Here is a 24,461-nt window from a genome sequence, read left to right as displayed (position 1 = left end):
GGCGGCGACGGCGCGGCGGGCGCGGGCGCGGCCGCTTCGAGGGGGCTCGGGAACGGCACCGTGGCGACGGCGGAGGGCAAGGGCGCATCCGCGAACACGGGCGGCGGCGGCGCGGGGTTTGCCGCGGGGCCGGGGTGCACGGGCATCGGCACCGTTCCCGTGGCCCTGGGAGGCGGCGCGGAAGGGCGCGCGATCGCGCCGGGTGCAGGGGGGGCCGCGCGAGGCGGCGCAGGCGGTTTCGGCGGCGCAGGCGGAGCAGGCACGAGGACTCCCGGACGATCGAAAACAGCCGACAATCGTCGTTCCGCACAGGCTATCGACTTTCGCCGGAAGGGGCAAGCGAGGTGGAAATGTCCCTGCGCGCTACCCCTCCGCCCCCTCGACCCCGAGCGCATCCTCCCCGAGCGAAATCCCGTTCGCGAGGAGAACCTCCGCCGCGTGGTCGATCGTCAGGATCATCGCGCGGGCATGCAGCGCGCGTAACTCCTCCTCGGAGAGATCCCCTTGCCGGCCCGAAGTCGCGTGCTGAAGCAGGATCGCGCCCGTGACGCTCACGTTCAGGCTCTCCACGAAGCCCCGCATCGGGACGCGGACGCTCCGCTTGCAGGCGGCGACGAGCTCCTCGTGGATGCCGTCGCGCTCGTTGCCGAGGACGAGGCACACCTTCGGGATCGAACGAAGATCCTCGGGCATGAGCTCGCCTTGTGGATGCGTCGCGACGAGCTCGTGGCCGGACGCGGCGAGGACGTCGAGGGCCGCTCGGCCCGTGGGATACGTGCGCACGTGGACCCATTGCTCGGAGCCGCGGGCGACCTCGCGGGCCGCGAGGAACGAGATGCCGCCGCGCTCGACCACGTGGAGCCGCTGCACGCCGAATGCGTCGCACGACCGGAGGACGGCGGCCCCGTTGTGCGGGTCGTACGGCGCGTCCATGAGCACGGTCACGTTGCCGAGGCGGGAGGCGAAGACCGCGTCGAAGCGGGCCTTGCGCTCGGGCGTCAGGAAGGGGCTGAGCGCGCGTACGATCGCGGCGTGGTCGAGGCCGGCGAGCCGGGCGAGGAGCCGCTTCTGCGCGAGCTCGACCTGGATGGCGTGAGGGGTCCTGCGGCGCATCGCGGGGGCGGGGATAGCACGAGGGAGCCTGTCGCGGGAACGGGGGCGATCAGCCGGCGCGGGCCATCGCGAAGGCGATCCCGCTCTGGACCGTGCTGCGCGTGACGATGCCGCCGAGGTCGGCCTGGATCTCGACCAGCGTCTGCGCGACGTCGCGCCGGACGCCGGTGAGCACCACCTTCGCGCCGAGGAGCTGCACCGCGCGGGCGGCCCGGACGAGCGCGTCGGCCACCTCCGTATCGACGACCGAGATGCCCGTGATGTCGAGGATGGCCGTGCGCGCGCGCCGCTCGGTGACGCCTCGGAGCAGCGTATCCATGACCTGCTGCACGCGCTGCGCGTCGAGCACGCCGATGAGCGGCATCACCACGATCTCATCGGTGACGGGGATGAGCGGCGTCGAAAGCGCGGACAGCGCTGCCTCCTGCGCGTCGATCACGGCCTGCCGGCGTATCCCCTCGGCGAGCGCCTCCTTGGCGCGCTTGCGGTCGGTGACGTCGCGCGCGACGACGATGGCCACGTCGTCCGACATCGGCGTGATGTTGGTGCTGAAGAAGATCTCCCGGCCGCCGGCGGGCATGCTGTATTCGAGGTTCACGAGCCCCTGCTGCTCCAGCGACGCGCGGACGTGGGACAGGAGGAAATCGGCCATCGACGGCGGCATGACCTCGTGCAGCGTCTTGCCGAGGAGATCACCGCTCGGCTTGTAGAGGAGATCGGCCCCGGTCGGCGCGATCTTCAGGTACCGCCCCTCCCGGTTCATGACGATCACCACGTCCGTCATGGCCGTGAACATGGCCCGGAGCTCCGCCTCGGCGGTGCGCGCCTCGGTGAGCGCCGTCTCGGCTGCGGCGAGCCGCGCCCGTAGATGCTCCACCTCGGCGCGAAGCGCGTCGGTTCCGTTCGGATCGAACGTTTCCCCCATCCCTGCGTCCTGTCGCAGGTGAGGCGCGATGTCTAGAGCCCTGTCGTGCTCGACGTCTCGCCGCCCGCCAGCGGAAGCGGGTCTACCCAAGCGCGTCCGGATCTGGGAGGCTCCGCGCATGTGGCGCCGCGTCGAGCTCCGGAACTACCGCAGTATTGAGCATGTGAAGGTCGACCTCGCCCCGTTCACCCTGCTCGTCGGCCCGAACGGGAGTGGGAAGTCCAACTTTGCCGACGCGCTGGTGTTCGTGCGGGATGTGGCCTTCGACGCGGCGACGGCGGTGGAGAAGCGTGGAGGAGTCACGGACATCCGGCGATGGAGCTCTGGGAAGCCGTCGGAAGTGTCCATTGATGTTCGGGCTGCGGAAACGCGGGACGAACTCGGCCACAATTTCCTACGGCATGGTTTCAGGATTCATAGCCGCCGCACCGGCGCGTGGTCGTTCCGATCGGAAGCCATCGAGGTCGTGGAGAACGGCGAACACTTGCTAGATCTCGTGCGACGGGGTCACAACATTGAAGTCGATGTGCATTCCTACGAACGCATGGCCCAAATGCCTGCGCTGAGCGAGACCGCGAGCGCCATGGTGCTCGCACGACAACTCGCCATCCTGTATCGCAAACCAGCACTGCGACACATACGCAGAATACGTCTCAATCCCGAGGCGATGCGGCAGCCGCAAGCTGCTTCCGAAAATACTCTCCTGGACGAGTCCGGAAACAACATCGCAGTGGCCTATCGGAGCTTGAAGTACACCGCAAAGAAAGACGTCCTGGCGGCCATGGAAAAGATCATCCCGGGTCTATCCAGCATCGACGTGAAGCCATTCGATCGGTTCCTGCTCCTCAACTTCACGCAGGAACAGGGTGCGGGAGAGCGAGCAACATTCTCTGCTTCGGCCATGTCCGAAGGCGCGCTCCGTGCTCTCGGCATCCTGGTAGCAGCCCAGCAGATCAGGATGGACGAGCTCCTCATCATCGAAGAGCCCGAAGTTGCCATCCACATAGGCGCGGCCCAGCTCCTCTTCGACGTCTTGAAGCGCGCCTCCGAGCGCGGCGCCGTCCTCGTCACGACGCACAGCGCAGATCTCCTCGATGCCGCCAAGGACGAGGAAATCCTGGTCTGCTCCTACCGCGACGGCGTCACGAAGATCGGCCCCCTCGCCTCCGAGCAACGCGCCGTCGTGAAGGACGGTCTTTTCTCCGTCGCCGAGCTCATGCGCTCCGAGCCCCTGCGCATCGAGGGTGAGCCGATCCCCGCGGTCGAGCCGTGAAGCGTCTCGTTTGCATCGTCGAAGGCAAGGGCGAGGTGCAGGCCGTCCCCAACCTCTGCTTTTCCGTTTTCCGTTACCTCGGCGTGGAGGGTTGGCTCGTTGACAAGGAGCCCATCAAGCAGCCACGCAGCCAGCTCGTCGATGCGCGCGTCCCGAGCCCTCGTCGCCCTTGTCGCAAAGAAGGCATCACGCGCGCCGTCGCTCTCGCGCGCGCACGTAGCGCCAGCGCCGCGCTGCTTCTCTGCGACGCCGACGATGACTGCCCAGCGACCTGGGGCCCGGACGCGTGTCGTGCGATCCCATCCTTCCTCCAGGGAGCCGCGGTCATGGCCTCGCGAGAGTACGAGACGTGGCTCCTTCACAGCTTCTCGGATGAGGAGCGCAGGAACGCCAAGGTCACCGTCGCGGACCTACGCAGGCGGGACGCGAAGGGTCTCCTCACCCGACTCGTACCCGGTTACCTGCCGACGACCCACCAGCTCGACATCACCCGTCGCATCGATGTCGGTCGTGTCCGGACCCACTCGGACAGCTTCGACAAGCTGGTGCGTGACCTCGCTCGGCTGTGTGGCGTGACAGCCCCGCCACGATGACCCGCGTCTGCTGAGACACGGCCCCAAGGCTCTCCGAGACGGCCGCGACCCTCCCATCGACATCGTCCACCAGCCTCCGAGACGGCCACGACCCTCCCATCGACATCGTCCCAAAGCCTCCGAGACGGCCACGACCCTCCCATCGACATCGTCCCAAAGCCTCCGAGACGGCCACGACCCTCCCATCGGCATCGTCCACAAGCCTCCGAGACGGCCACGACCCTCCCATCGGCATCATCCACCAGCCTCCGAGACGGCCACGACCCTCCCATCGGCATCGTCCCAAAGCCTCCGAGACGGCCACGACCCTCCCATCGGCATCATCCACCAGCCTCCGAGACGGCCACGACCCTCCCATCGGCATCGTCCCAAAGCCTCCGAGACGGCCGCGACCCTCCCGCGGTCAGGGCCTACGCCCCTCCCGGCGGCCTCGTCGCGTCATCGCCGCGAAGAGCCCAAGGGCCGCCGCCGCGAGCGGCATCCCGGACGACCCGCCATGACCCGCGGCGCGGCAGTCGCATTCGGCCCCGCCTCCCGGCACGGTGGAGCCGCCTGTCCCGCCCGAACCGCCAGAGCCCGGACCCACGCCGCCCATGCCGCCGGACCCGCCCACGCCACCAGAGCCGCCCATTCCGCCAGCGCCGCCCACGCCGCCCGTCCCGCCAGAGCCCGGACCAGCGCCGCCCATTCCACCAGCGCCGCCCATTCCACCGGCCCCATTCCCTTCCCCCACGCAAATCCCCTCGATGCACACGCCCCCATTGCACTGCGCATCCATCGTGCAGGCCGTGAAATCCACGACCTTCGCCAGGACCCGCGACGTCCCGAAGGGCGCCTCCGTATGGAATTGCGGATAAGCCACCAGCACCTTGCCCGCATTCGTCGAGGCGAGCGCCGGGAGGCCCTCGGGGTGGCCATCACTCGTGATCACGAGCGTCGTGATCGGCGCGAGCATGCCGTCGACCACGAGCGCATGCACGTCCGTCGCGCCCTGCCCACACGTGCGAACTCCGATCACGGTGCGCCCCCCGTCCGCGACCACGCCGCGCCCCGCGAGCCCCACGTGCGCGCATCCCGGCGCGCTCGCGAGCGGCACCGCCGCGGCATCGAGCACGGCCCCCGCAGGGCTCACCCGCACCCCGAAGACGCCCTCCCCGTCCACCCACACGACGACATGGTTCGTTCCATCAAAGGACACGGACGCCCCGGCCGGCGCGGCGAGCGTCCCTGAAAGAGCCATCGGCGTCGCATCCACGGCGCTTCCCTGCGGCGTGAAGCGCTTGCCGACGATTTGCTTGGCCGCGTTTTGCCACACGACGAGGTGAAACACGCCGTCGAACGACGCGCTGAGCGCCTCGGGGAGAGCGTCCGGCGCGAAGGACGTGAGCGTGCCCGAAGGTCCCGCCGCGTCGACCGTCGTCGCGAGCAGCTCGTCATAACTGCTCGCGGCCACCAGCGTCGCGCCGCCGCCCACCGAGAGCGCCACGCGGTCGCCGAGCCCGTCAAAGCCCAGGATCTCCGTCGCAGGCGTGTCGAGCACCACGCCCTCGGGGCTGAGCCGCCCCGCGCGGAGCGCGCACTCCGTACCGTCGTAATAGATGTGGCACTCGAACCACGAGAGGAGCGTGTTCGTCCCGTCGAATACGGCCGCCGGGTGGATCACGTCGTACGCCCCGTCGTCCACCTGAATGGCGCTCGCGTCGACGACCATCCCCGAGGGATCGATACGCGTCGCATAGAGGTTCGTCTCCTGCTTCGCGACGAGATCACGCCCATCCGACCAGGCCACGACGAAGTTCTGGCCATCGAACGCCACCGCGGGCGCGCGTTGCTCGCTCGCCCCGCGCGATACCACGATCGGCGCGGCGTCGAGCGTCTGGCCATTCGCGTCAAAGCGCAAGGCCTCCACGGAGTAGGCGCCCGGGAAGAACTTGTCGAAGTACGCATTCCGCCACACGTGGAGCGCATGCGCGCCATTCGAAGCGCCCCGGGCCACGGCCCCGCGCGGCGCATACACGACGCCGTTGAAATCGAGCACGGACCCCTGGGGCGAGACACGCGCCCGCCGGAGCGGATGCGCCACCAGGTCGGGCAGGTAATCACTCCAGGTCACGACGGCGTTCGTGCCGTCGGTCGTCACGTCGAGCTCGGTGAGCTCCTTGCCATTGGGATCGATGAGGGGAATCGGCGCGGCGTCGAGGAAGGTGCCCTGCTGCGGGTCGAAGCGCGCCGCGACGACCGTCCGGTCCTCGTCGGTAAACTGGATGTACCCCACGAAATACGACGATCCCATCCAGAGAGGCGTGGGCTGATGCTGCCCGAGGAGCGGGTCGGGCAGGACCGGGAGGGCCACGGGATCAAGCAAGACGCCCTGGGCGTCGACCCTCGCGAGGTGGGCCTTTGAAAACCCCGGGCTGTCCCACGCGAGCAAGGCCCCCGCGCCATTGGACGCGACGCGCAGGGTCCGGACCGTCCCCGCGCCGAACACGATGCCATTCGGATCGAGGACCTGCCCGGACGGCGTGACCCGCGCGTAATATCCCGTCTTGTCGTTCAGGCCACTCCAGGCGACGAGATAGTTCGTCCCGTCGAAGACCACCTGGCCATCGGTGCCGGACGGCGACAGCGAGATCGGCGCGCCGACCGGCTGACCCTTCGCGTCGAGGCGCTGGCCGTAGAGGCCCATCAGCCCCACGGGCGCGGGGTAGCTGATGTCGTACGCGAGGAAATACCCATTCCCGTCGCTCGCGAGCGACGGATGTTCCCCCGCGTCCGCCAGCGGAATGCCGGACAGATCGAGCACGTCCCCCTGCGGGTCGACACGCGCGGCGTAGATTCGTCTCTCCGAGACGGGATCGAGGAACCGGCTCACCTCCCAGGCCACGAGATAACGGCTCCCATTCCACGCGACGGCCGGATCCCTGTGGATGCCCGTGCCGAGGCCATTCACCGGCTCGTCCACCGCGATCTCCGCGCTCAGGATCGGGTCGAGCACAGCCGGATACACGGACGTGGCGAGCACGCGGTCGGGGACCCGCAGGACGATTCGCGTGTCCTCGACGCGCGCCTCGACGTGGGTCCTCGTCCCGCGCGCGTCGATCCACGTCGCGCGCCCGAACCGCACGCCGAGCCCGGTCGCGGGGTCCACGTAATGCAATCCCTGCGGCGTCGCGCCGACATACCGCTCGCCGCCGGTCGCGAGCACGACGGAGAGATCCCCCTCGCCCTCGGGCGCACGCGCGAACCCATAAGAGAGCTCCACGCCGTCCTCGCGATTGTCGATGTGCTCGGTGACGTCGCCCGCCTCGATGGCCAGGTGGTGGCCCCGTTCGATCCGGCCCGTGGGCGTGCCGCGCAAGAGTTCACGCTCGCCCCGCGTGATGCGCGCCCTCTCGATCCGCAGGGGCGCCCCCGCGCGCGCCGCCCCGCCAGCCGAAGGCGAGGGCGCGAGGGGGGCGACGTCGAAGCCCTCGACCGTGGCCGAGACGTGGTGGGTCGGTCCGGCGCCGACCCATCGGGATCCCTCGGCGCGGAACGCCCGCCGCGCGTCACGCGCTGTCACGTCGAGGTCGAGGGGCCCGGACAACCGAGCGTCGGTCCGCGAAGCAGGCGGCACGGGCGATGTCCCCGGCGCGGGCGTCTCCGTGCATGCGGTGAGCAGGCCCGCGACGAGGAGGAGGGACGTGCGCTGCGTGAACGAGCGGAGCCGACGAGACGTTCGGGGGGCCATGAATCGTCCTTTCTGGTGCGAGGTCGGGACAAGGAAGAAGACATGCGGACGCGCGGGGTCCGCCTCACCCGATGGAGCGCAGCGCCGCGACCACGCCGCCCAGCGACGCCCGGTCATCCTGATCGAGCGCGCTCGTCCCGCGGGAGAGCGCGTCCACCAGCACCCGCAGGTCCCCGTCGCGCACGGGCGGCTCGATCGAGGACACCCGCTCGGCCCGCGCCACGTCGTCCAGCAAGAGGCCAAACTCCCGCTCGTCGAGGCCAAACGCCTGCGCCTGCTTCGACACCACGCCCGCCGCGCTCGCCACCTCGGCCAGGCCCTTCTGCGCTTGCAGCCCGAGCCGCGTCAGCTCCGCGCGCTCCCGCAGCGATCGATACGCCGCCTCGATCACGTCGATGTCCGCCCGCGCGTGGGCCAGCGGATCCTTCGCGCGCCTGTCGTCGTCGTCCTCGTCGACCGCGTCCGGGGCGGGCGGCGGGAGCGTCGGCCGCCGCGTCGTGACCTCTTCGAGCTCGGCGCGCGCCTCCGCGATCGCCGCGAGGTAGCCGTCGATCGCCGCCGTGGCCGCGGCGAGCCGCGCCTCCGGATTGCCCGGCGCCGTCGGGTCGAGCCCCGCGATCTCCGCGGGCCGCCGGCGCACGAGCTTCTTGATCGGCAGCGCGCACGCGAGCCGGAACGCCGCGGCCTCGGCCGCCGTGAGCACGCGCTCCCCGAGCTCGATCCGCAACGTGAGCTCGTCCCGCATGCGAGCGACCTCCGGCACGAGCCGCATCTCCCCCTTGCCGCTGCCCTGCTGGAGCTTCTGCCCGAGCGCCGCGCGTGCATCCACGAGCGTCCCGAGCGCCTCGCGCAGCCTCGTCAGCGCCGCGTCCGCCGCGCGCAGCTCCGCGCGCAGGTCCTCGCCCGCGAGCCGCTTCTTCGCCTTCGCTTCGAGCGCCGCCGTCTCCGCGGCCCGCGCGGCCGAAAGCGCCTTCGTCTGCACGACGCGCCCGCCTTCGAGCTTCGCGGCCGTCCGCATCGCTAGCATCGAGAGCGCGAGCACCACGCTCCGCACGAGCATGCCGAGCGCCGCGGCGAACGTGAGCGTCGTGAGCGTGCCTCCGAGGGTCGACGTCGCGATCACGAAGGCGAACGTGAGCACGCCGAGGATCAAGGCGACCGATCGCAGGATCCGCGCGCGGCCTGCGACGACCTCGGGCAGCACGCCGCGCGGCGCGGCGAGCCCTTCGAGCCCCTGCGCGGCCGCGCCGAGCACGTAGGCGCTCGCGGCGAGCACGAGGAGCAACGAGACGAACGCCAAAGCGCCCGCGATCGTCGCGACGAGCTGCCCGAGAAAGGTGATCTCGATCATGCGCCTCTCCTCCCCTCGCCCAGCGGGCGAGGGGCTGGGGGTGAGGGACTCAGAGGCCGGGGTTGAAGGACGGAAGCGAGACCTCCATGTCCTTCACCCCGAGCTTCGCTTTGCGGATCGTCACACGAAACGCCTTCCCGTCCCACGCGATCAGGTGCAGCGCGACAGGCACCTCGCGCCCCGGGCTCGCCTTGCGGAAGCGCGCCAGGAACGCGAGGCGCGCCTCGTCGCCGAGCGGGAGCTCCACGGCCGAGATCCCGATCGACGCCGCGTCGGAGAGCTCGGCGAGCGTCGCCTCCACCTCGCCGTCCTTGCCGACGAGGCCGAGCGTCGTGTCGAGATCCTCCCACGTGAGGACCGCGAGCGCGCTCGGGCCGCTGAAGAGGGAGAGCTCCTTCAGCTTGCGCGAGAGCCCCTCGGCGAGGCCCGGCTCCACGGGTTTGCCCTCGCCATCGAGCAGCCGCGCGAGGTGCGCCGCCGCCCAGAGCCGCGCCCACAGCCGCGGATCCCGCGGGCCCGGCGTGCCCTCGGCCGAAGCGACCTGCCGCTCCAAACGCAGCGCCTCGTCCACGCGCCCGCTGCCCGCGGCCGCCAGCGCGAGCCGCAAGAAGCTCGGCGCGTCCGCGGTCGGCAGATCCGTGAGCGTCTTGTATTGCCGGTACGCCGCGCCGTACCACGCGTTCCGCAAGAACACGTCGCCGAGCAGCCGCCGCGACGCGGGGCTCTGCGCGTCGAACTCCACGATCTCCGAGTACGTGCGGAGCGCCTCGTCCTGAAAGCCCTGCGCCGCGAGCACGTCGCCGAGCGCGAGCGCGAGGTCGGGGCTCATGAACCCACGGTCGCGGAGCCTCCGGCCTTGCGCGAGCGCGTCGTCCTTCTTGCCCGCCTCCGCGAGCAGCCGCACGACCCGCAGCTCGCCCTGCGGATCCCCGGGCGCGACGAGCATCCGCTCGCGCAGCTTCGCGAGCTTCGCGTCCACGCCGTCGATCGCGGCGAGCTCCGCGTCGACCTGATCCCAGGCGATCTTCTCGCCGAAGAGCGTGCGCCGCACGGACGCGGCGATCCGCGGATCGACCGTGCGGCGGAGGATCGCCTGCGCCACGTACGCGCGCGTGTCGGGCACGGGTTCGAAGTGCGCGAGCAGCGTGGTCACGGCGTCCTCGGTGCGGGCCTTCTGCTGGAGGAGGTCGAGCAGCGCTTGCTCGGCGCGCCAGTCCGGGATCTCGCACGCGCCGCGCGCGGCCTGGTACCGCGACACCAGCGTCTTGCCGTCGAGCTCGCCGCGCAGCCGCTTCGACCACATCACGATGCGGTCCGCGAGGGGCCTCCGCGCGACGTCGCTGCACGGCGTGACCGGCAGCGTGACGGGCGGAGGGACACGCGGCGTCGTCCCCTCCGCGAGCTTCTTCGTGGCCTCGAACTGCGACGTCGACGTCGCCATCGGGGGCGGCGGCGGCGCCTCGGGCGCGCGACCCTTCGCCTTGTCGAGCGCCGGCTGCTCCTCGTTCGCCGACCCGGTCACCATCGACCGCTTGCCCGCGATCTCTTGCCCGTCGAGCCCCTCGCGCTCCGCGTTCCCGCGGAACGCCCCGCCCCCGCCGCCCGGCGCGGGCTTCGCAGGCGAAAGCGCGTTCTCGGCAGGCTCGGGCTCCGTGGGCGTCGCCGTCGCCATCGCCGTCGCCGGAGACGTACGGTTCTGTATGTCCATCGGCTTGTCGTCGACCGCCGTCTCTGACACGGGCGGCTGCGCCAGCGGCGCGGGCGCAGCCGCCACGCTCTCCGACGGCGCTTCCTCCTTGCGAAGGCTGCACCCCATCGCAACCGCGGGCGCCGGGTTCAGCGCCGCATCCATCAGCGCCCGCTCCGTGCGCGCATCGAGCGCCGTGAGCCGCACGCCCCGCAGCGGCGAGGACCTCCGCCGGATCCCTTGCCGCGCATACGCGGCCTCGCTCTCCAGCGCGAGGATGCTCGTGAACGGCGTCATCAGCCCATATTCGAGCCCGACTTCCACGATCTTGCCGCGTTGCTCCTCGGGGTCCGTCACCTCGCCGAGCAGCCGCCGCACCTTCTCCGCGGCCCAGAGCCGCGGCACGAGCGACGTGCTCGTCCCCTGCGCGAGCGTGATCGGGTAGCTCTTCGCGAAATCCTTCCCGCCCACGCGGCCCTTCACCGTCGCCTCGGCCGGCAGCGCGTGGTGCGTCCGCGCGAACAGGAGCACCTCCTCACCACGCGAAACCTTCCCGCTCGCCGTGAGCATCGCCTCGTCGAGCCCCGCGCCGAGGTCGATCGAGAGCTCGGTGATCGTCGGCGTCTTGATCGCGCTCGCGAGCCGCAAGACCTCGCTCGTCGCCGTCTCCATCCGATCGATGCGGAAGCTCTGCCCGCCGCCCTGCCGCGCGAGCTCGCGCAAGAGCCCCACGTTGCTCTGGCTCCCCACGGCCACCGTGAAGAGGCGCGCCCGCGACGTCGAGAGGCTGCGCCGGAGCCGCTCCGCGAGCCGGTCGCCGCTCACCTCGCCCGACGTGGGCAACCCATCGCCGATGTAAACCACCGCGGGCTGCTCGGTCCCGTGCAGTCGCCCGAGCGCCGCGTCGAAGAACGCGCCGAGGTCCGTCGCGCCGCCGGACGAATGCTCCGCGAGCCGCGCCAGCGCTGCCGCGATCTCCTTGTCCGTCGCCTCGGCGAGCCCCTCCTTCGGCCAGAGCACCGTCGGCGCCGAGTCGATCGCGATCAGGACGAACCGATCCTTCTGCGAGAGCGCCCGCAGGATCGCCTCCGCCGCGGCCGCCTTCTGCTGCCGCACCGCCTCGTCCCCCGACGCCGACGTGTCGACCACGACCGCGACATCGCCCGGCGGCGCAGGCACGGCCGCCCAGTCGATGTCCGGCACGTACCGCGCCATCACGTAGTCGGCCCGATCCGCGCCCGCGGCGAAGCGCGCGACCGTGAGCGCAGCTCGCTGTTGCGGCTCGATCGGCGTCGCTTCGAGCTGGAAGTCCGCGCGCGGCAGATACCCGCTCCGGCGCATCGTCACGCGCCGCCCGCCGTCCTCGACCACCGCGTCCGCGAGGCTCGCGATCCGCATCTTCGAGCCCGCCACCCCGAGATCCACCTCCAGGGAAAACTCCCCGATCCGCGCCGGATCCTCGCCGCGCATCGGATACAGGTACTCGAGCTTCCCGCCCTGCGAAGGCAACACCTCGAGGTACCGCAGCACCACGCGGCGCGCGCCCGACGCCGGGATCGGGTAGATCCGCGAGCGATACGTGCGCCCATCGACCCATTCGAGCAGCGCGGGCGAGTGCCCCGTCGCCACGGCCGTCGCATACCGCGCCGCGGCCTCCTTGCGCTCGGTCACCTCGCCCTCGACGAGCACGCCGTTCGTCTCGACCGCGAACGACGTCACGATCGCCCGCTCCGGCACGCTGAACCAGTACCAGCCTTCGAGCACGCCGCCGCCGGGGTTGCCGAACGTCTGATCGACCTCGGTCTCGGCGAGCCCCTCGCGGATCACCGCGCGCACGGACTGGCGGCTGACTTCGAGCACCTTCGCTTTCTCTCCAGGAAGATTCGGGCTCACGCCGTAGATCCGGCCCGCGCCGCTGCCCGCGCCCGCGAGCGGACGGCCGTCGCCCATGCCGCCGGTCCAGTCGTCCCAGAAGAGCACCGGGCTCACCTTGGGTTTGTCGTTCCCGGACGCCTGCGCCTGCTCCCCGGCGCTCACCTCCACGCGCCCGCCCGGCGACGTGAGCACCGCGAGCCCACGCGTCACCACGACGACGACCTCCGCGCCCGCGCGCCGGATCGAGAGCCCCGCGTCCGCCGCGGCGATCGTCGCGTCCCCGGCCTTGTGCTTGAGGCCGCCGCGCTCCGAGGGCGGCGCGTCGAGCCACACCTCGCCGGCCACGATCTCGGCGCCGTCCGGCTGGAGCCGCACCGTCGCGTCGCCGCGCAGGAAGAGCGACGATCCATCCGAGAGCCGCACGAGCGCACGCGCCCCGGTCCCCGTGGCGAGCTCCGCGCCTGCGGGCAGCGGCGCGCCCGAGATCACCGTGCTTGCCTTGCCGGCCTCGACGAGCCGCACCTCGCCGGCCGCGAGCTCGAGCCGCGCGTCGACGACGCCCGCGCGCACCGGCGGGACGCGCTGCGACGCGATGAACACGGCGAGGCTCGCGACGAGCACGAGCAGGCCGATCGCCGCGCGCAGCGGCAGGGAGTGATTCTTTGCGAACGCCCTGATTCGATCCAGCGAGCGGGACATGGTCCTCCGGAGCCGACGAAGGCCGAACGGCCTGGGGAGCTCGGAGCTGACACCCCGCTCGATGATCCCCCTGCCACGCCGTCCATGTTCGACGGTCCGCGCGGCGGGGGAAAGATCTCTTCAGCGAGAGGGTCGGTCTAAAAAGTGCCCCTGCAGGGCATTGCCGACGCGATGACGCTCACGACCCGAGCTTCTTGATGGGCCCCGGCACCACGGAGAGGCGCCCTGTCGGGGTGCGCCCCCCGTCCGCTGCCGGCGAGGACGGCGGCATCGTGGCGCGCCCGATCCGAGCAAACACCCGCTCCGGCGTCTCCACCTCGGCCGACTCCATCCCCATCGTCTCGCGCACGAGGATGCACATCTGGTAACAAATCATCGCCGCCTCCCGCACGCCGCGCTTGAGCAGCAATGGCGGCAGCGTCCTTTCGAGGACCACGGTCATCGATCGAGGCGTCACGTTCTTCGGCAAAAACCCCGCCTCCCGGAGGGCGATCCGCAACGTCCCCCGCGCCTCCAGCCGGGTCAGCTTCGAGAGCCGCTCGAGCTCCTCCGCGACGCGCTCAAATACACGCGAACCCTCGCTCATGATGCGACCTCCGCGCCGAGCCGTCGCTCGACGTATCGCACGTACGCGACCGGCGGGAAAAAGCTCAATCCGAAGGCAAGCATGGCCGGCACCCCGAACGCCGCGCCGCCCACCAGGAACACGTCGGCGAAGCGCGATTGCAGCACGTGGAGCGCGCCGCCCGCGGTCAGGCCGTCGAGCATGAGCGCGGCGCAAAGATAACCGAACCCCCAGAGGCCGAACCGATCGGCCACGAGCGGCTCGGCGAGCCCGAAACGCACGCGCTTTCGCATGAGCGTCGCATACCGGAGCGCCTCCACCGCGGCCCAGCCATAACAAAGCGTCCGCAGCACCGCGCGGGGCCAGAGGGCCGAAGGCAATCCATTGGACCAGGGAACGAGGTGGTTCACGACGGGCATGGCGAGGCCAAAGGCCCCGAGCAGGAACGCGAACACCTGGGCCCAGGTCTCCTCGCGCCGAAAGACGAGCCACACGAAGCCCGCCACCGTGAGGAATCCGATGTCGACGACGAGCCCGCCGATCTCCACGGCGAGCGGCGCGGGCGCGCCGCCTCGCGTCACAGCGCTCGTGACCTGAATCGAATACCCTACGAGCGGAAGCAACATCGAAAGACCGAGCAGGAACTCCGGGGCTTTGCGCGTACGCATCGCGAGCCCCAGCAGCCTCGCAGCGACCGCCGCCGCCACGAGCCCGAACACCACCAGGACCATGAGGGTGAACGGTTTCAAACGACCGAAGAGACGCTACCACGATGCGCGGCTCGGCGTCGAGCCCCGCGCACGGGGCCGCCGGGCGACACGAAGCCGCGCCCTCGCCTTCGGAGGGCGCAGCCCGTGTTTTTCTCATCCGTACATTTTTAGTTGTTCTGCACGATGATCGCCCCGTACGCGGGCACATCGAACGACATGCCCGTCATTCCGGTGAGGAGCTCCGTCGCCGCGGCGCCCCAGGGGATCGGCTGCGGCGTCGACGTGCGGTTCAGGACGACCGAGATCGTCTCCGCGCCGCTCTGGAGCTTGTATTCGTAGACGTCGGCCGTGTTCTTCACGAGCGTGATCGTCGCGGCGAGGTCCGTGAACACCGCGTGCGCCTTCCGGATCGCGACGAGCTTCCGGTAGTGATGCAAGAGGCTCGACGCGTCGGTTTCTTGCGCGGCCCACGAGGCCGGCTCCTGCTCCGCCATGAACTTCACGAACGGGTACTCCGGGTTCGGCGCGACCGTGATGCCCACGCCCGCGAAGGGCAGCACGTCCTTGTTCGCCTCGTTCGTGGCCGCCGCGTCGATGTTCCACGCCGCCGTCTTGTCGCCGGCGAACACGTTCGTCTCGAACCAGCTCATCGGCTCGCGGATGAGCTCGTCGCGGTCCCACGCCTCGTTCCCGAGGAACTTGTCGCGCTTGCCCTTCTTGCCGAACTCCTCCCCGTAATAGATGACCGGCATGCCCGGCACGGTGAGCACGATCGTCGCGGCCTGCTTCAGCTTCGCGTCGAGCGCCGCGCCCGCGCCTTCGAATTGGGTCGCCGGCCGCTCGAGGTCGTGGTTCGACAGGAACCGCTCGAGGTAATGGTGCGGGCTGCCGCCATTGCCTCCGGCCGCGAGGTCGGCCTGGACCTTGTTCACGTACCCCACGAAATCGATCGCCTCGCCCGCCTGCCCGTTCACGAAGTTGCCGACGATGCTGCGGAACGGGAAGTCGAACTGCGAGTCCATGTCGCCCCCGTACGGCATCATCTCGCCGTACTGGGCCGGATCGTCCCAGCGATTCTCGCCCGTCAGGAGCACCGCGGCCGAACCCGCGGGCCGCACGACCTCCTTCTTGACGAAATGGTTGAACTCCTTCCACCACACGTGCGTGCCGTGCTTGTCGAGCGAGATCTTCGCGTTGTCGTCGAATTGATCGATGTGCTTCGACGCGTCGAGGCGATACCCGTCCGCCCCGAGATCGATCCAGTGCTGCGAGATCTTCTTCATCTCGGCGCGCACCGCGGGGTTCCGGTAGTTGAGCTCCGGCATCGGGCCGCCGAAGATCTGGTGGTAGCACTGGTAGTTCTTGCACGCCCACATCACGGCCGAGCCGTCCCACGGGTGCCCGTCCGCCAGCATGTTCGAGTATTGATCGGACCAGACGAACCAGTCGTGGTACTTGTCGTAATCGGCGTGCTTCGGATCCGCGCCCGCGACGAACCAGGGGTTCACGTCGGCCACGTGGTTCTGCACGAGATCGAGGATGATCTTGATCCCCGCGGCGTGCGCCGCCTCCGTCAGATCGGTGAAATCCTTCCTCGTGCCGACCGACGGATCGATGTCGTAGAAATCCGTCGTGTCGTAGCCGTGGTAGCTCTTCGCCTTGAAGACCGGCGTCATCCAGATGGCGTCGGCGCCGAGCTCCTTCAGGTACGGCAGGGCCTTCCGCAGGCCGACGAGATCACCCACGCCGTCCATCTTCGTCGTATCGATGCCGCTCTCCGTCTTGGAATCGCCGACCGCCTTCGTCGCGCCGCCGTCCGCGAACGTGCGCACGATGAGCTGGTACATGATCCCCTTGCTGCCCCACGACGCCCAGTCGGCCGCGTCCGTGATCGACGTATACGAGATCGGCTTCAGATCGAGCACGTCCGACGTGTCTTCGAGCGTCTGCCCATCGACGTCGAGCTTCGTCGAGATCCGGTAATACATCGCCTCCCCGGGCGTCAGACCCGTGATCACGAGGCCATTCTTGTTGATGTCGTCCGCGGATGTCCACGTCGCCTTCTTGTCGAGCGTGCCCGCAGCCGCGCCGTACTCGACCGTGCCCGTCGAGCCCTTCGCCACCCGGAACATCATCCGCACGCTGCCATTGCCGAGGTCGATGAAATCCTTCGGCCGCGAGATCTCGTACGCAGGCCCCGCCGCCGCCGGCGGCGTCGTCGAGACGGCCTGGCCCTGCGTGATCCAGCACTCGGCGACGTTCGCATCCTGGGCGTTTTTCGTGAGATCGACGAAACGAACCCCCGTCTCGACGTCCTTCTTGCAATCACCGTTCGAGCATTGCACCGGGATGAGCCCGAGCCACGCGTCGTCCGCGTCGCCGGTCACGGTCACCCGCACGTCGGTGTATACGCCGAACTCGTCCGTCCCGTCGAACACCTGCGGCGTTCCCCACGCCGGCGACGTCGATCCCGCGCCCCAGAAATGCACGCCCCACGACTTCGGGTCGCCGCCGTCCTGCAGCCGATAATGGATCCGGATGAAGCTCTCCTGCACGATCCCGCCCGCGCCGCCCGTCCCGGCGCCCGCGCCGGCGCTGCCCGTATTCGTGGTGAGCCCCGATCCGCCGGTGCCGCCCGTGTTGAGATCCTCGCCTTCGCACCCCGCGTTCAGCGCGAGGAGGCAAGCGAGCGAACCGAGAATCGAATAACCAAGGTATCGTCTCATCGTGAATCTCCCGTTCTGTCGAAGCCGTCCCGGACCCGCGAATACACCTTCGCGCCGCATTCACGGAGGATCGCTCATGATGCGACCCGCGAAGGGGATGTCAAGCGAGGATCGAGCGCTCGTGTTATGGCGAATTCCTGCGCGAACCGCGTTTTCTTCCGGTTACCGCCAATACCACGCCGATCGTGCCGCAGAGCCCCGCGCCCGCGCCGAGGCCGAAGCCGAGCAAGAATCGCCTTCCCGCCGAGGCCCCGTCCGGACGAAGCTTCGATTCGATCCCGGCAGCGGGCACGGAATCGCGCACCATCGCTGAAAGATAGACCTTTCCCCGCGCCACCTCGGACGATGGCGCGGCGGGTCGCACGCTCGTGAGGTCCGCGCGCGGCGGCCCGCCCCAGATGTCGAAATCGGGGTTCGGGCACGTCACCGGGCCCTGCCAGCGGTTGCGAAGAACGTAACGCCCCTGAAACGTGCTCACCTCCGCGGGCACCGCCGCCTGCCCGTCGCCGCCGCGCCCGCCCTGGACCGGCGGCGCGACCCGCAACACGGGGTCCTCTCCGAGCGCCTCTTTGCGATAACGCGCGTGAAGCCGCGTATGCACGACCATCCCCGACGGCGCGCCCAGCAATCGCATCGCCTCGGGCGAAAGCAAGGGCCCAGGGCACGGGTCACACGACTCCGTGTCCCACGCGTATTCGGTCACGAACGCGCCTTGATTCTTGTCGAGCGTCGCGTCGAAGAGCGACGCGTAGAGCTCACCGAAGTGCGCGCGGGCCGCCACGTCGACCTCCACGTTCGTGGGAATCGTGAGGTTCGGGAAATTCGCGGCCTCGTACCTGTCCTCCGCGAACACGTGCACCACGAGGTCGTGCGTGCCCGCCGCGCTCGAGAGCCCGAGGCGCAAAGGCAGCCGGACCGCCTCTGCGTCGTATTCGAATCGAAGGGGCGGGGGCACGACGCGGCCGTTCCGCATCTCGTCCTTCGAGAAGCGGAGATCCGACACGAGGAATTTCCACCCGGCCTCCTTGTACGAGCGCAGCACGGTCGCGACGTTCTCCGGGATGCGACGGGGACGCCTATATCCGTCGATCCAACGCTCCAGGTCGGATGCTTCGACGACCGTGACGTAGGCCCCGAAGGGCGCGTCGATCTGGACGCGGGACGTTTCCGGGGCGCGGGCACGTAGAGCGCCCTCGTCCGGCAGCGCGCTCGGGCCGCCCTCCTTGTCGCGTGCCGCGATCGAGGCGATATCCGCGTAGGTGCAGGGATCCTGCTGCCAGGATTCGACGAGCCGCGGCGCGCTGATCACGTCGAGCCGCTCGAAGATGTCGCTCGGGAGCCTCCGCACCGCGTCGTGGTCGAGCGTGGCCGGCACGGGCACGATCATCTCGACCTCGAAGGTCCTGGGCGCGAACTCGTCGTCGACAGCGGAGGGCTCGGCCAAGTCGATGTAGTCCATTTGGATCTGCATCGAGACGACGGTGCGCGTCCCGCGCCGCGCGATCACCACGGTCGTCGCGCTGCTCGAGATCTTCGACTCCCTCTTGCCCAGCAAGTAGGCCGGGAATGCTTCGGCCGACGCGGCCGCAGCCGTCAAGAGGGCCCACGCGAAGACGCCCGCGGCGCGCATGCCGTGCAGGGTATCGACGGCCGCGACGCGTTGTCACGGTTTTTCCCTCGCGGCGCGGGGCGCGGTCCGGATACGCTGCGCGGCGTGGCTGACAAGGACGCCTCGGGCAAGCCCGAAGAGCGAGCCCGCCGCGCGTCCCGACGCACGCGGCAAAACCTCGCTGTCGCGACGATCACGCTCCTCGTGCCGATCGCCGTCGCGCTCGTCCTGCTCGCCGAAGCCGAAGCGGGGCTCGTGCGCGTCGCCTTCTTCAGCCTGCACCTCGCCGAGCCACGCGGCGCGCTCGCCGTGGGCTTCGCGCTCGGATTCACGCTCGCCGCGACCGTCGCGCTCGCTCGCTTCGTCGCGGAGCGACGCGCCTCGGCGTCCCTCGTCTGCCTCCCGCCCGCCTTCCTCGCGGCCATCACGCTCGCGGCCTCGATCGCATGGATGCCCGATCCGCTCGCGAGCGCACCCGATCTCTCCCTCGGCGACCGCGCCCGCGCCGCCGCCTTCGCGCTGACGACCCGCGCCTCCCTCGAAGGCGCAGGCCTGCTCGTCGCGTCGATCTCGCTCGGCATCGCCGCGCTCTCGCTCCGGCCGGGACGCGTGACGGCGTCGATCAACAAGGACAACCGTCCCCTCGCCGCGCTCATCGTCGCCACGCTCTCCCTCCCGGCGGCGGCGCTCGTCGCGCGCCTCCTCGGCAAGGACGACCTCGGCCGCGATGCGGTCGGGAGCTGGATCGCGGCGCTGCCCGCGGGCATGGGTCTCGTCGCCGTGGTGCTCGGCGCGTCGCGGACGAACCGCGGCGACGGGTATGCGGCGACGCGCCTGCTCGCCGCCGCGTGCGCCGGCATCGGCGGCGTCCTCCTCGCGTCGCTCGCGCCTGCGATGGGCGAGGTCATCGCCCTCTCGACGCCGGGCGCCCCCCTCCCCGCGCTCGGGCGCGCCGCGCGCGACCTCCGCCGCACGACGGTCGAGCTCGCTGCCACTGGCGCGATCTTCGCCCTCCCGATCGTCCTCACGACGCTCGTCGCGATGCCGCCGCGTGGCCTCACGGGCGCCCTCTCCCGCGCGCGCCCCACCTTGCTCGTGACATTCCTCCTCGCGCTCGCGCCGGCCCTCTTCGTGCTCCCCACGAACGCCGCGCTCCGCCACATCGAATCCCTCGTCGCCGACCAGACCCGCCTCACCACGAACCCCGGCGTCTCCCTCGCGGACCCGTCCTTGCCTCCGGGCACGCTCGTCGTGGATCTCGCGAGCCCCTTCCCGACCGAGCTCCCGCCCACGACCCCCGCGCAGATCGTACTCGGCTTTCAGTTCTCCCCGGCGCGCTGGGAGCACGGCGTGCCCGTGCGCTTCGACGGCCTCGACGACAGCTCGTACGACCTTCTCCTCAAAGGCCGCTACTTCAGCACCCCCCTCCGCATCACGCTGCCCGATCCGCGGTTCGGCACCCGTATCGCCGTGCCTGCCATTCCGCTCGCGCCGCCGCTCCTCGGGCCTGCCGAGCCCATCGAGCCCCCCACGCCCCACGCGCCTCCGCCTGGCTTCCTCGACATCGACGCCTCGCTCGACGAGTTCGTCTTGAAGTGGCGCATCCGCGACATCGTCACCACGCTGCGCCGCGCGCCCCGCGAAGCTGCGGCGGGAAACGTGCGTCATCCGGTGCTGGCCGCGGTGGTGGCGGACCTCTGGAAGGACCACGGCGCGCACCACGACCCGCAGGACCGAACGCGTGACCGCGCGATGATCCGTTTGTCGCCAGACACGCGGCTCGAAGAGGCCCGCGGCGTCATCGCATCCATCCTCTCGGTCGAGCGAACGATGCAGACGCGAAACGGCGAGACGCGGTCGGTCCCCGTGTTCGACGTGACGGTCGCCGAGCCTCTGAAGCCACGCGCGCGCGCGACGTTATCGCCGCCCGACGCGCAAGCGTCGGACACCGTGACGCTGGAGGAAGCCGAAGAAGCCCGGGTCTCGGGCAACCTCACACGCGAAGACGTCGACGTCGGCCTCGCGGTCCTCCACGCTGAGATCCGGGACTGCTACCGCATCGAGTTCGACAAGCGCCCGGGCGAGCCGATCGACCTCAACCTCCAGTTCCGCGTGGGCGCGGACGGCTTCGTCGGCGACGTGAAGCTCATCTCGCCGCCGGGCGAAACCTCGTTCGGCGCCTGCGTGAAGGACTCCGTGTGGCGTCTCCCCTTCCCGGAGCGCGAGACCGGGATCTCCTCGATTCGCCAGCGCCTCCGCCTGACCCCCAAACCGCCGGCCGAGGACACAGAGGCCCCCGAACGCTCACCCGAGTCGTTGTATTACGGTTCCGAGCCCTGAGGGCCAAGCCGTGCCGCACGCCGCTCCAAACGACCTCACGGCGTGGCAAACGATGCCGGGGGAATGGTTTCCTTGGTAAAACCTATCCCCCCGCCCCCTGATCCTCCACGTTCGGCGGCAGCGCGAATCGTTTCTCTTCGCAGCCGTACGCCGTCGGCGTCAACTGAATCACCGTGTGCAACGGCACGCTGATCGACGGGCACTCACCCGGCGGCCGGTCCATCAGGTACGCGTAAATCGCCCGGAGCACCGCCTGGTGCGCGATCACCAAGGTCGGCGAGCGCTGACGTTCGAGCTGGATGATCACCGGGTCGAGCCGCTGGATCACGTCCTCGTACGACTCGCCCCGCGGATATCGATACCGGAATTTGTCCGCGCTCCGCGCAGCCCACACGTCCGGCATCTCGATCCGCACCTGGTCGTACGTCATCCCGTCGCAAACGCCCGCGTCGATCTCGTCGAGCGCCCGCCAGGTCCGCGGTGACCGCGTGATCTTCGTCGCCGTCTGGATCGTCCGCCGCAGCGTGCTCGTCCAGACCGACACCTCTTGATCCCGCGGCGCGTTTTTCCGAACGAACTCCGCCAGGTGCTTCGCGTACTCCTCACCCGCCGGGGAGAGCTCGGGATCACCGCCGATGCGGCCGTGCCGGTTGTAGTCGCTTTGCCCGTGCCGCGTCAGCCAGATCGGGCGCGGCGAGACGTGCAGGTCGATGAGCAACGGCGCGAGACGCGCGGGCAGGTAGCCGTGGATCCGGTTCAGGATCACCTGACGGCCGACGTCGATGATCTTGATGTAGCTCTGGTTCGGATCCTCGAGCGTCTCGTACATGCTCTCGTAGTGGGCGATGCGCCGCAGGAAGTCCTGCGCCGCCGCGTCCGGATCCATGTCGACGTAGTCCGGCGACTTGAGCTTCGTATCGCGGACGTTCGCCTCGATCACCCCCGGGTCGTTGCAGAACGACTCGATGAAGACGACCGGCAGCCCCTCCTTGCGGCACCGCTCCTCGACGAGGCGCCTGCGCTCCTTCGTGCTGTTCGTCGCGTCGAAGATGCCGACCTCGCCGCCCTCGCGCAGCCAGACGAGCATGTCATCGAGCGCCGTCATGGCGAGGTCGTGCAGGACCTGCCGGCCTTCCTTGTTCGACGGCGCGAAGAAGTCGGCAGGCTGGCTCGCGCCGATCTGCCGGCGCCGGTAGCTCCCCACGTTGAACACGCGGGTCGGATGACCGAGCCAGCTCAGGTAACGCGCCACGCGGCGCCCGATGTACGTCTTTCCCCGCGCAGGGAGGCCGACCATGGACAGAACGGTCGTGGCCTTGTCTCGCTCGCCCGGCACCCTTTTGCTCCGTACCCCCGACACGGCACGCTCCATACCGCCCTACGAGGGAAGGGGGAAGCACGAACCGCGGACGGAGGCGTCAGCCGATTTCGGCCCCCCGCACGATCGCCCGCGCCTCGCTGGTTCCATGAAGCTCGGCGTAGCTGCGCCGCAGGCCGAAGCAACGCGCCGAAAGTTCACACCGCCCGCACGCTTCTGCGCGGACAAACTCGCCGCCGTCGTGCCCGCTCGGGATCTCGGCGAGGTCGAAGAACCCGCGTGGATCGACGGGCGCGAGGCAGAGCGGGATCCCGCACATCGACTCGAAGCCGAGCACCGGGATCCCGGCCGCGCGCGCGATCCCGAGGCCCTCGCGCATCACAGGCAGCAGATCCGTGTACCGCGGGATCAAGCTCTCCGTGCGGGGCACGAGGTCCGTGAACGCCCCGACGACGGAGACGTTGATCTCCGCGGCCGGCCAGCGCGCCGCGACGAGCCGCACGAAGTCCGGGAAATCCGCCAGGTTCGGCGCGCAAAAGACGAAGTTCAGCCGCACGCGGATCTTCGTCTGCGCGAGCGCGTCGAGCCCCCGCGCCGTCTTCTCGAACGTGCCCGGCGCCCGCGTGATCATGTCCGAAATCTCCGCGCGCGACCCGTGCAGCGACACGAACGCCACGTCGAGCCCGGCCTCTTCGAGCTCGCGCGCGCGGCCCGGCTCCCCGAGGCGCACCGCGTTCGTCTGCAGCTCCACCGCCATCGCCCCTTCCCGTTTCGCGAGCGCGACGTACGCGTGGAGACGCCCGTTCAAGGTCGGCTCGCCGCCCGAGACTTGCAGCACACCACCGGCGTGCGCGATCTCGAGGATCGCGCGGCGCACGGCCTCGTCCTCGGGCGCCGGCAGGTGCGTGGAGACGAAGCAAAAATCGCAGGCCTGGTTGCACTGAAACTGGATGCGCACGATGTGCGAAGGCACGAGCCGGCCGTCGGGCGCGCGGTGGACGTCGCGGGTCACGAGCTCGCGATCGATCTGCTCGCGCACCGACGAGATCACCGTGAGCTTGCGGCGAACCCGGTCCTCCGTGAGAGGCCGGAAGGCGGACGTGGTCTCCCGCGCGAGGAGCGCGCGCGGCACGCCGGGACAACGATCCGAAACGACACACGCTCCGCACGCGGGCACGCGCTCGTGGCCCGGGCGATTCACGCCGCCGGGGTTCAGCGCGTAGAGGTGCGCGAGGCGCGCGGGCCGCTCGAACGAGCACGGAGGGATGGCCGCGCCGGGGTCGAGCGAGAGCGGGATGCCGGCCTCCCGCGCGGCCTGATCGAGCCGTTCGAGCGCACGCGCGGCGCCTTCGAGAGGCGCGAGCGTCGCAGGATCGGGCGCCTCCACGGGGATGGACGCGAGGAGGCGCGAGGCCGGGAGGTTCGCCGCGCGCACGCCGCCCGGGATCGCGGCGACGAGATCGAGGTTGTTCCGAACGACCGGCGTCGTGATCTCCAGCGGGATCCCCGCGGCGGCGAGGGCACGCGCGCCCGTGAGCGCGGCGGAGAACCCGCCCTCGTCGCGCGTGATCCCGTCCGCCTCGGGGCCAAACGCCGGCACGTGCACGCGCGCGACCGAGAGACCCGCGTCGGCGAGCGCGCGCGCGAGGCTCTCCGTGACGAGCGACGCGTTCGTCTCCAGCACGACGCGCTCGGCGCCGCGCGCGCGGGCGTGGCGGACGAGCGCCGCGAGATCCCGGCGCATCGTGGGCTCGCCGCCCGTCAGCACGACCTCGCGTGTGCCCTTGGCGAGCGCCTCGTCGATGCGAGCGAGCACGGCCGCGGAGCGGACGAAATCGGGCCGTTCGACCGGCCTTCGCGCCGAGCAGAACCCGCAACCCTGGTTGCAGGTCTCGTTCGTGAGCACCCGCGCGACGCGCATCGTGGTCATGGTACCCCAAGCCCGTT

Annotated in this window: 14 protein-coding genes; 3 read left to right on the top strand and 11 right to left on the bottom strand. The window is 70.2% G+C overall.

Going from position 1 to position 24,461, the window contains the following annotated elements:
• Positions 1 to 363 precede the first annotated feature (363 nt).
• Together E8A74_RS47080 and E8A74_RS55290 are read right to left on the bottom strand one after the other, a co-directional pair.
• Positions 364 to 1,113, bottom strand: a complete 750-nt coding sequence (locus E8A74_RS47080; protein WP_136935731.1) for a TrmH family RNA methyltransferase — start codon at positions 1,111 to 1,113, stop codon at positions 364 to 366.
• A gap of 49 nt (positions 1,114 to 1,162) precedes the next feature.
• Complete coding sequence (locus E8A74_RS55290) at positions 1,163 to 2,038, bottom strand: PAS domain-containing protein (RefSeq protein WP_232380056.1); 876 nt, start codon at positions 2,036 to 2,038, stop codon at positions 1,163 to 1,165.
• 118 nt (positions 2,039 to 2,156) lie between these two features.
• Here E8A74_RS55290 and E8A74_RS47070 point away from each other — a divergent pair, with 118 nt between their 5' ends.
• Positions 2,157 to 3,311, top strand: a complete 1,155-nt coding sequence (locus E8A74_RS47070; protein ID WP_170229915.1) for an AAA family ATPase — start codon at positions 2,157 to 2,159, stop codon at positions 3,309 to 3,311.
• Positions 3,308 to 3,904, top strand: coding sequence for a hypothetical protein (locus E8A74_RS47065; protein ID WP_136935728.1), 597 nt, complete (start codon positions 3,308 to 3,310; stop codon positions 3,902 to 3,904). Before E8A74_RS47070 ends, E8A74_RS47065 begins: the two co-directional genes overlap by 4 nt.
• Before the next feature lie 403 nt (positions 3,905 to 4,307).
• On the opposite strand, the gene E8A74_RS47060 is transcribed toward E8A74_RS47065, so the two are convergent.
• The 7 genes from E8A74_RS47060 to E8A74_RS47030 form a co-directional block, all read right to left on the bottom strand.
• Positions 4,308 to 7,634 carry a hypothetical protein gene (locus tag E8A74_RS47060; protein WP_136935727.1) on the bottom strand — a complete coding sequence of 1,109 codons (3,327 nt, stop codon included), beginning with the start codon at positions 7,632 to 7,634 and terminating at the stop codon, positions 4,308 to 4,310.
• Between the two features lie 64 nt (positions 7,635 to 7,698).
• Complete coding sequence (locus E8A74_RS47055; protein ID WP_136935726.1) at positions 7,699 to 8,985, bottom strand: hypothetical protein; 1,287 nt, start codon at positions 8,983 to 8,985, stop codon at positions 7,699 to 7,701.
• A gap of 49 nt (positions 8,986 to 9,034) precedes the next feature.
• Positions 9,035 to 13,246 (bottom strand): VIT domain-containing protein, encoded by a 4,212-nt coding sequence (locus E8A74_RS47050; protein WP_136935725.1) that lies wholly within the window; start codon positions 13,244 to 13,246, stop codon positions 9,035 to 9,037.
• Between the two features lie 178 nt (positions 13,247 to 13,424).
• The gene (locus E8A74_RS47045; RefSeq protein WP_136935724.1) at positions 13,425 to 13,832 is read right to left on the bottom strand and encodes a hypothetical protein; all 408 of its coding nucleotides are present in this window, start codon (positions 13,830 to 13,832) and stop codon (positions 13,425 to 13,427) included.
• Positions 13,829 to 14,560: a hypothetical protein gene (locus E8A74_RS47040; protein WP_136935723.1), complete on the bottom strand. Its 732-nt coding sequence runs from the start codon at positions 14,558 to 14,560 to the stop codon at positions 13,829 to 13,831. Before E8A74_RS47040 ends, E8A74_RS47045 begins: the two co-directional genes overlap by 4 nt.
• Before the next feature lie 128 nt (positions 14,561 to 14,688).
• On the bottom strand, positions 14,689 to 17,247 hold the full coding sequence (locus E8A74_RS47035; protein WP_170229914.1) for an alpha-amylase family glycosyl hydrolase: 2,559 nt from the start codon (positions 17,245 to 17,247) through the stop codon (positions 14,689 to 14,691).
• Between the two features lie 124 nt (positions 17,248 to 17,371).
• On the bottom strand, positions 17,372 to 18,877 hold the full coding sequence (locus tag E8A74_RS47030; RefSeq protein WP_136935721.1) for a DUF2330 domain-containing protein: 1,506 nt from the start codon (positions 18,875 to 18,877) through the stop codon (positions 17,372 to 17,374).
• Positions 18,878 to 18,961: 84 nt separating this feature from the next.
• On the opposite strand from E8A74_RS47030, the gene E8A74_RS47025 reads away from it, so the two are divergent.
• On the top strand, positions 18,962 to 21,196 hold the full coding sequence (locus tag E8A74_RS47025) for a hypothetical protein (RefSeq protein ID WP_136935720.1): 2,235 nt from the start codon (positions 18,962 to 18,964) through the stop codon (positions 21,194 to 21,196).
• An 82-nt stretch (positions 21,197 to 21,278) separates the two neighbouring features.
• Here E8A74_RS47025 and E8A74_RS47020 read toward each other — a convergent pair whose 3' ends face one another.
• Positions 21,279 to 22,568: a bifunctional nucleoside/nucleotide kinase/histidine phosphatase family protein gene (locus tag E8A74_RS47020; protein WP_136935719.1), complete on the bottom strand. Its 1,290-nt coding sequence runs from the start codon at positions 22,566 to 22,568 to the stop codon at positions 21,279 to 21,281.
• A 46-nt stretch (positions 22,569 to 22,614) separates the two neighbouring features.
• Positions 22,615 to 24,444: a radical SAM protein gene (locus tag E8A74_RS47015; protein WP_170229913.1), complete on the bottom strand. Its 1,830-nt coding sequence runs from the start codon at positions 24,442 to 24,444 to the stop codon at positions 22,615 to 22,617.
• Between the last annotated feature and the right edge of the window lie 17 nt (positions 24,445 to 24,461).

Source organism: Polyangium fumosum (assembly GCF_005144585.1).
GTDB classification, from domain to species: Bacteria; Myxococcota_A; Polyangia; order Polyangiales; family Polyangiaceae; genus Polyangium; species Polyangium fumosum.
Note: the sequence above shows the minus strand (reverse complement) of the source record. Positions and strands in the feature narration are given on the sequence as shown.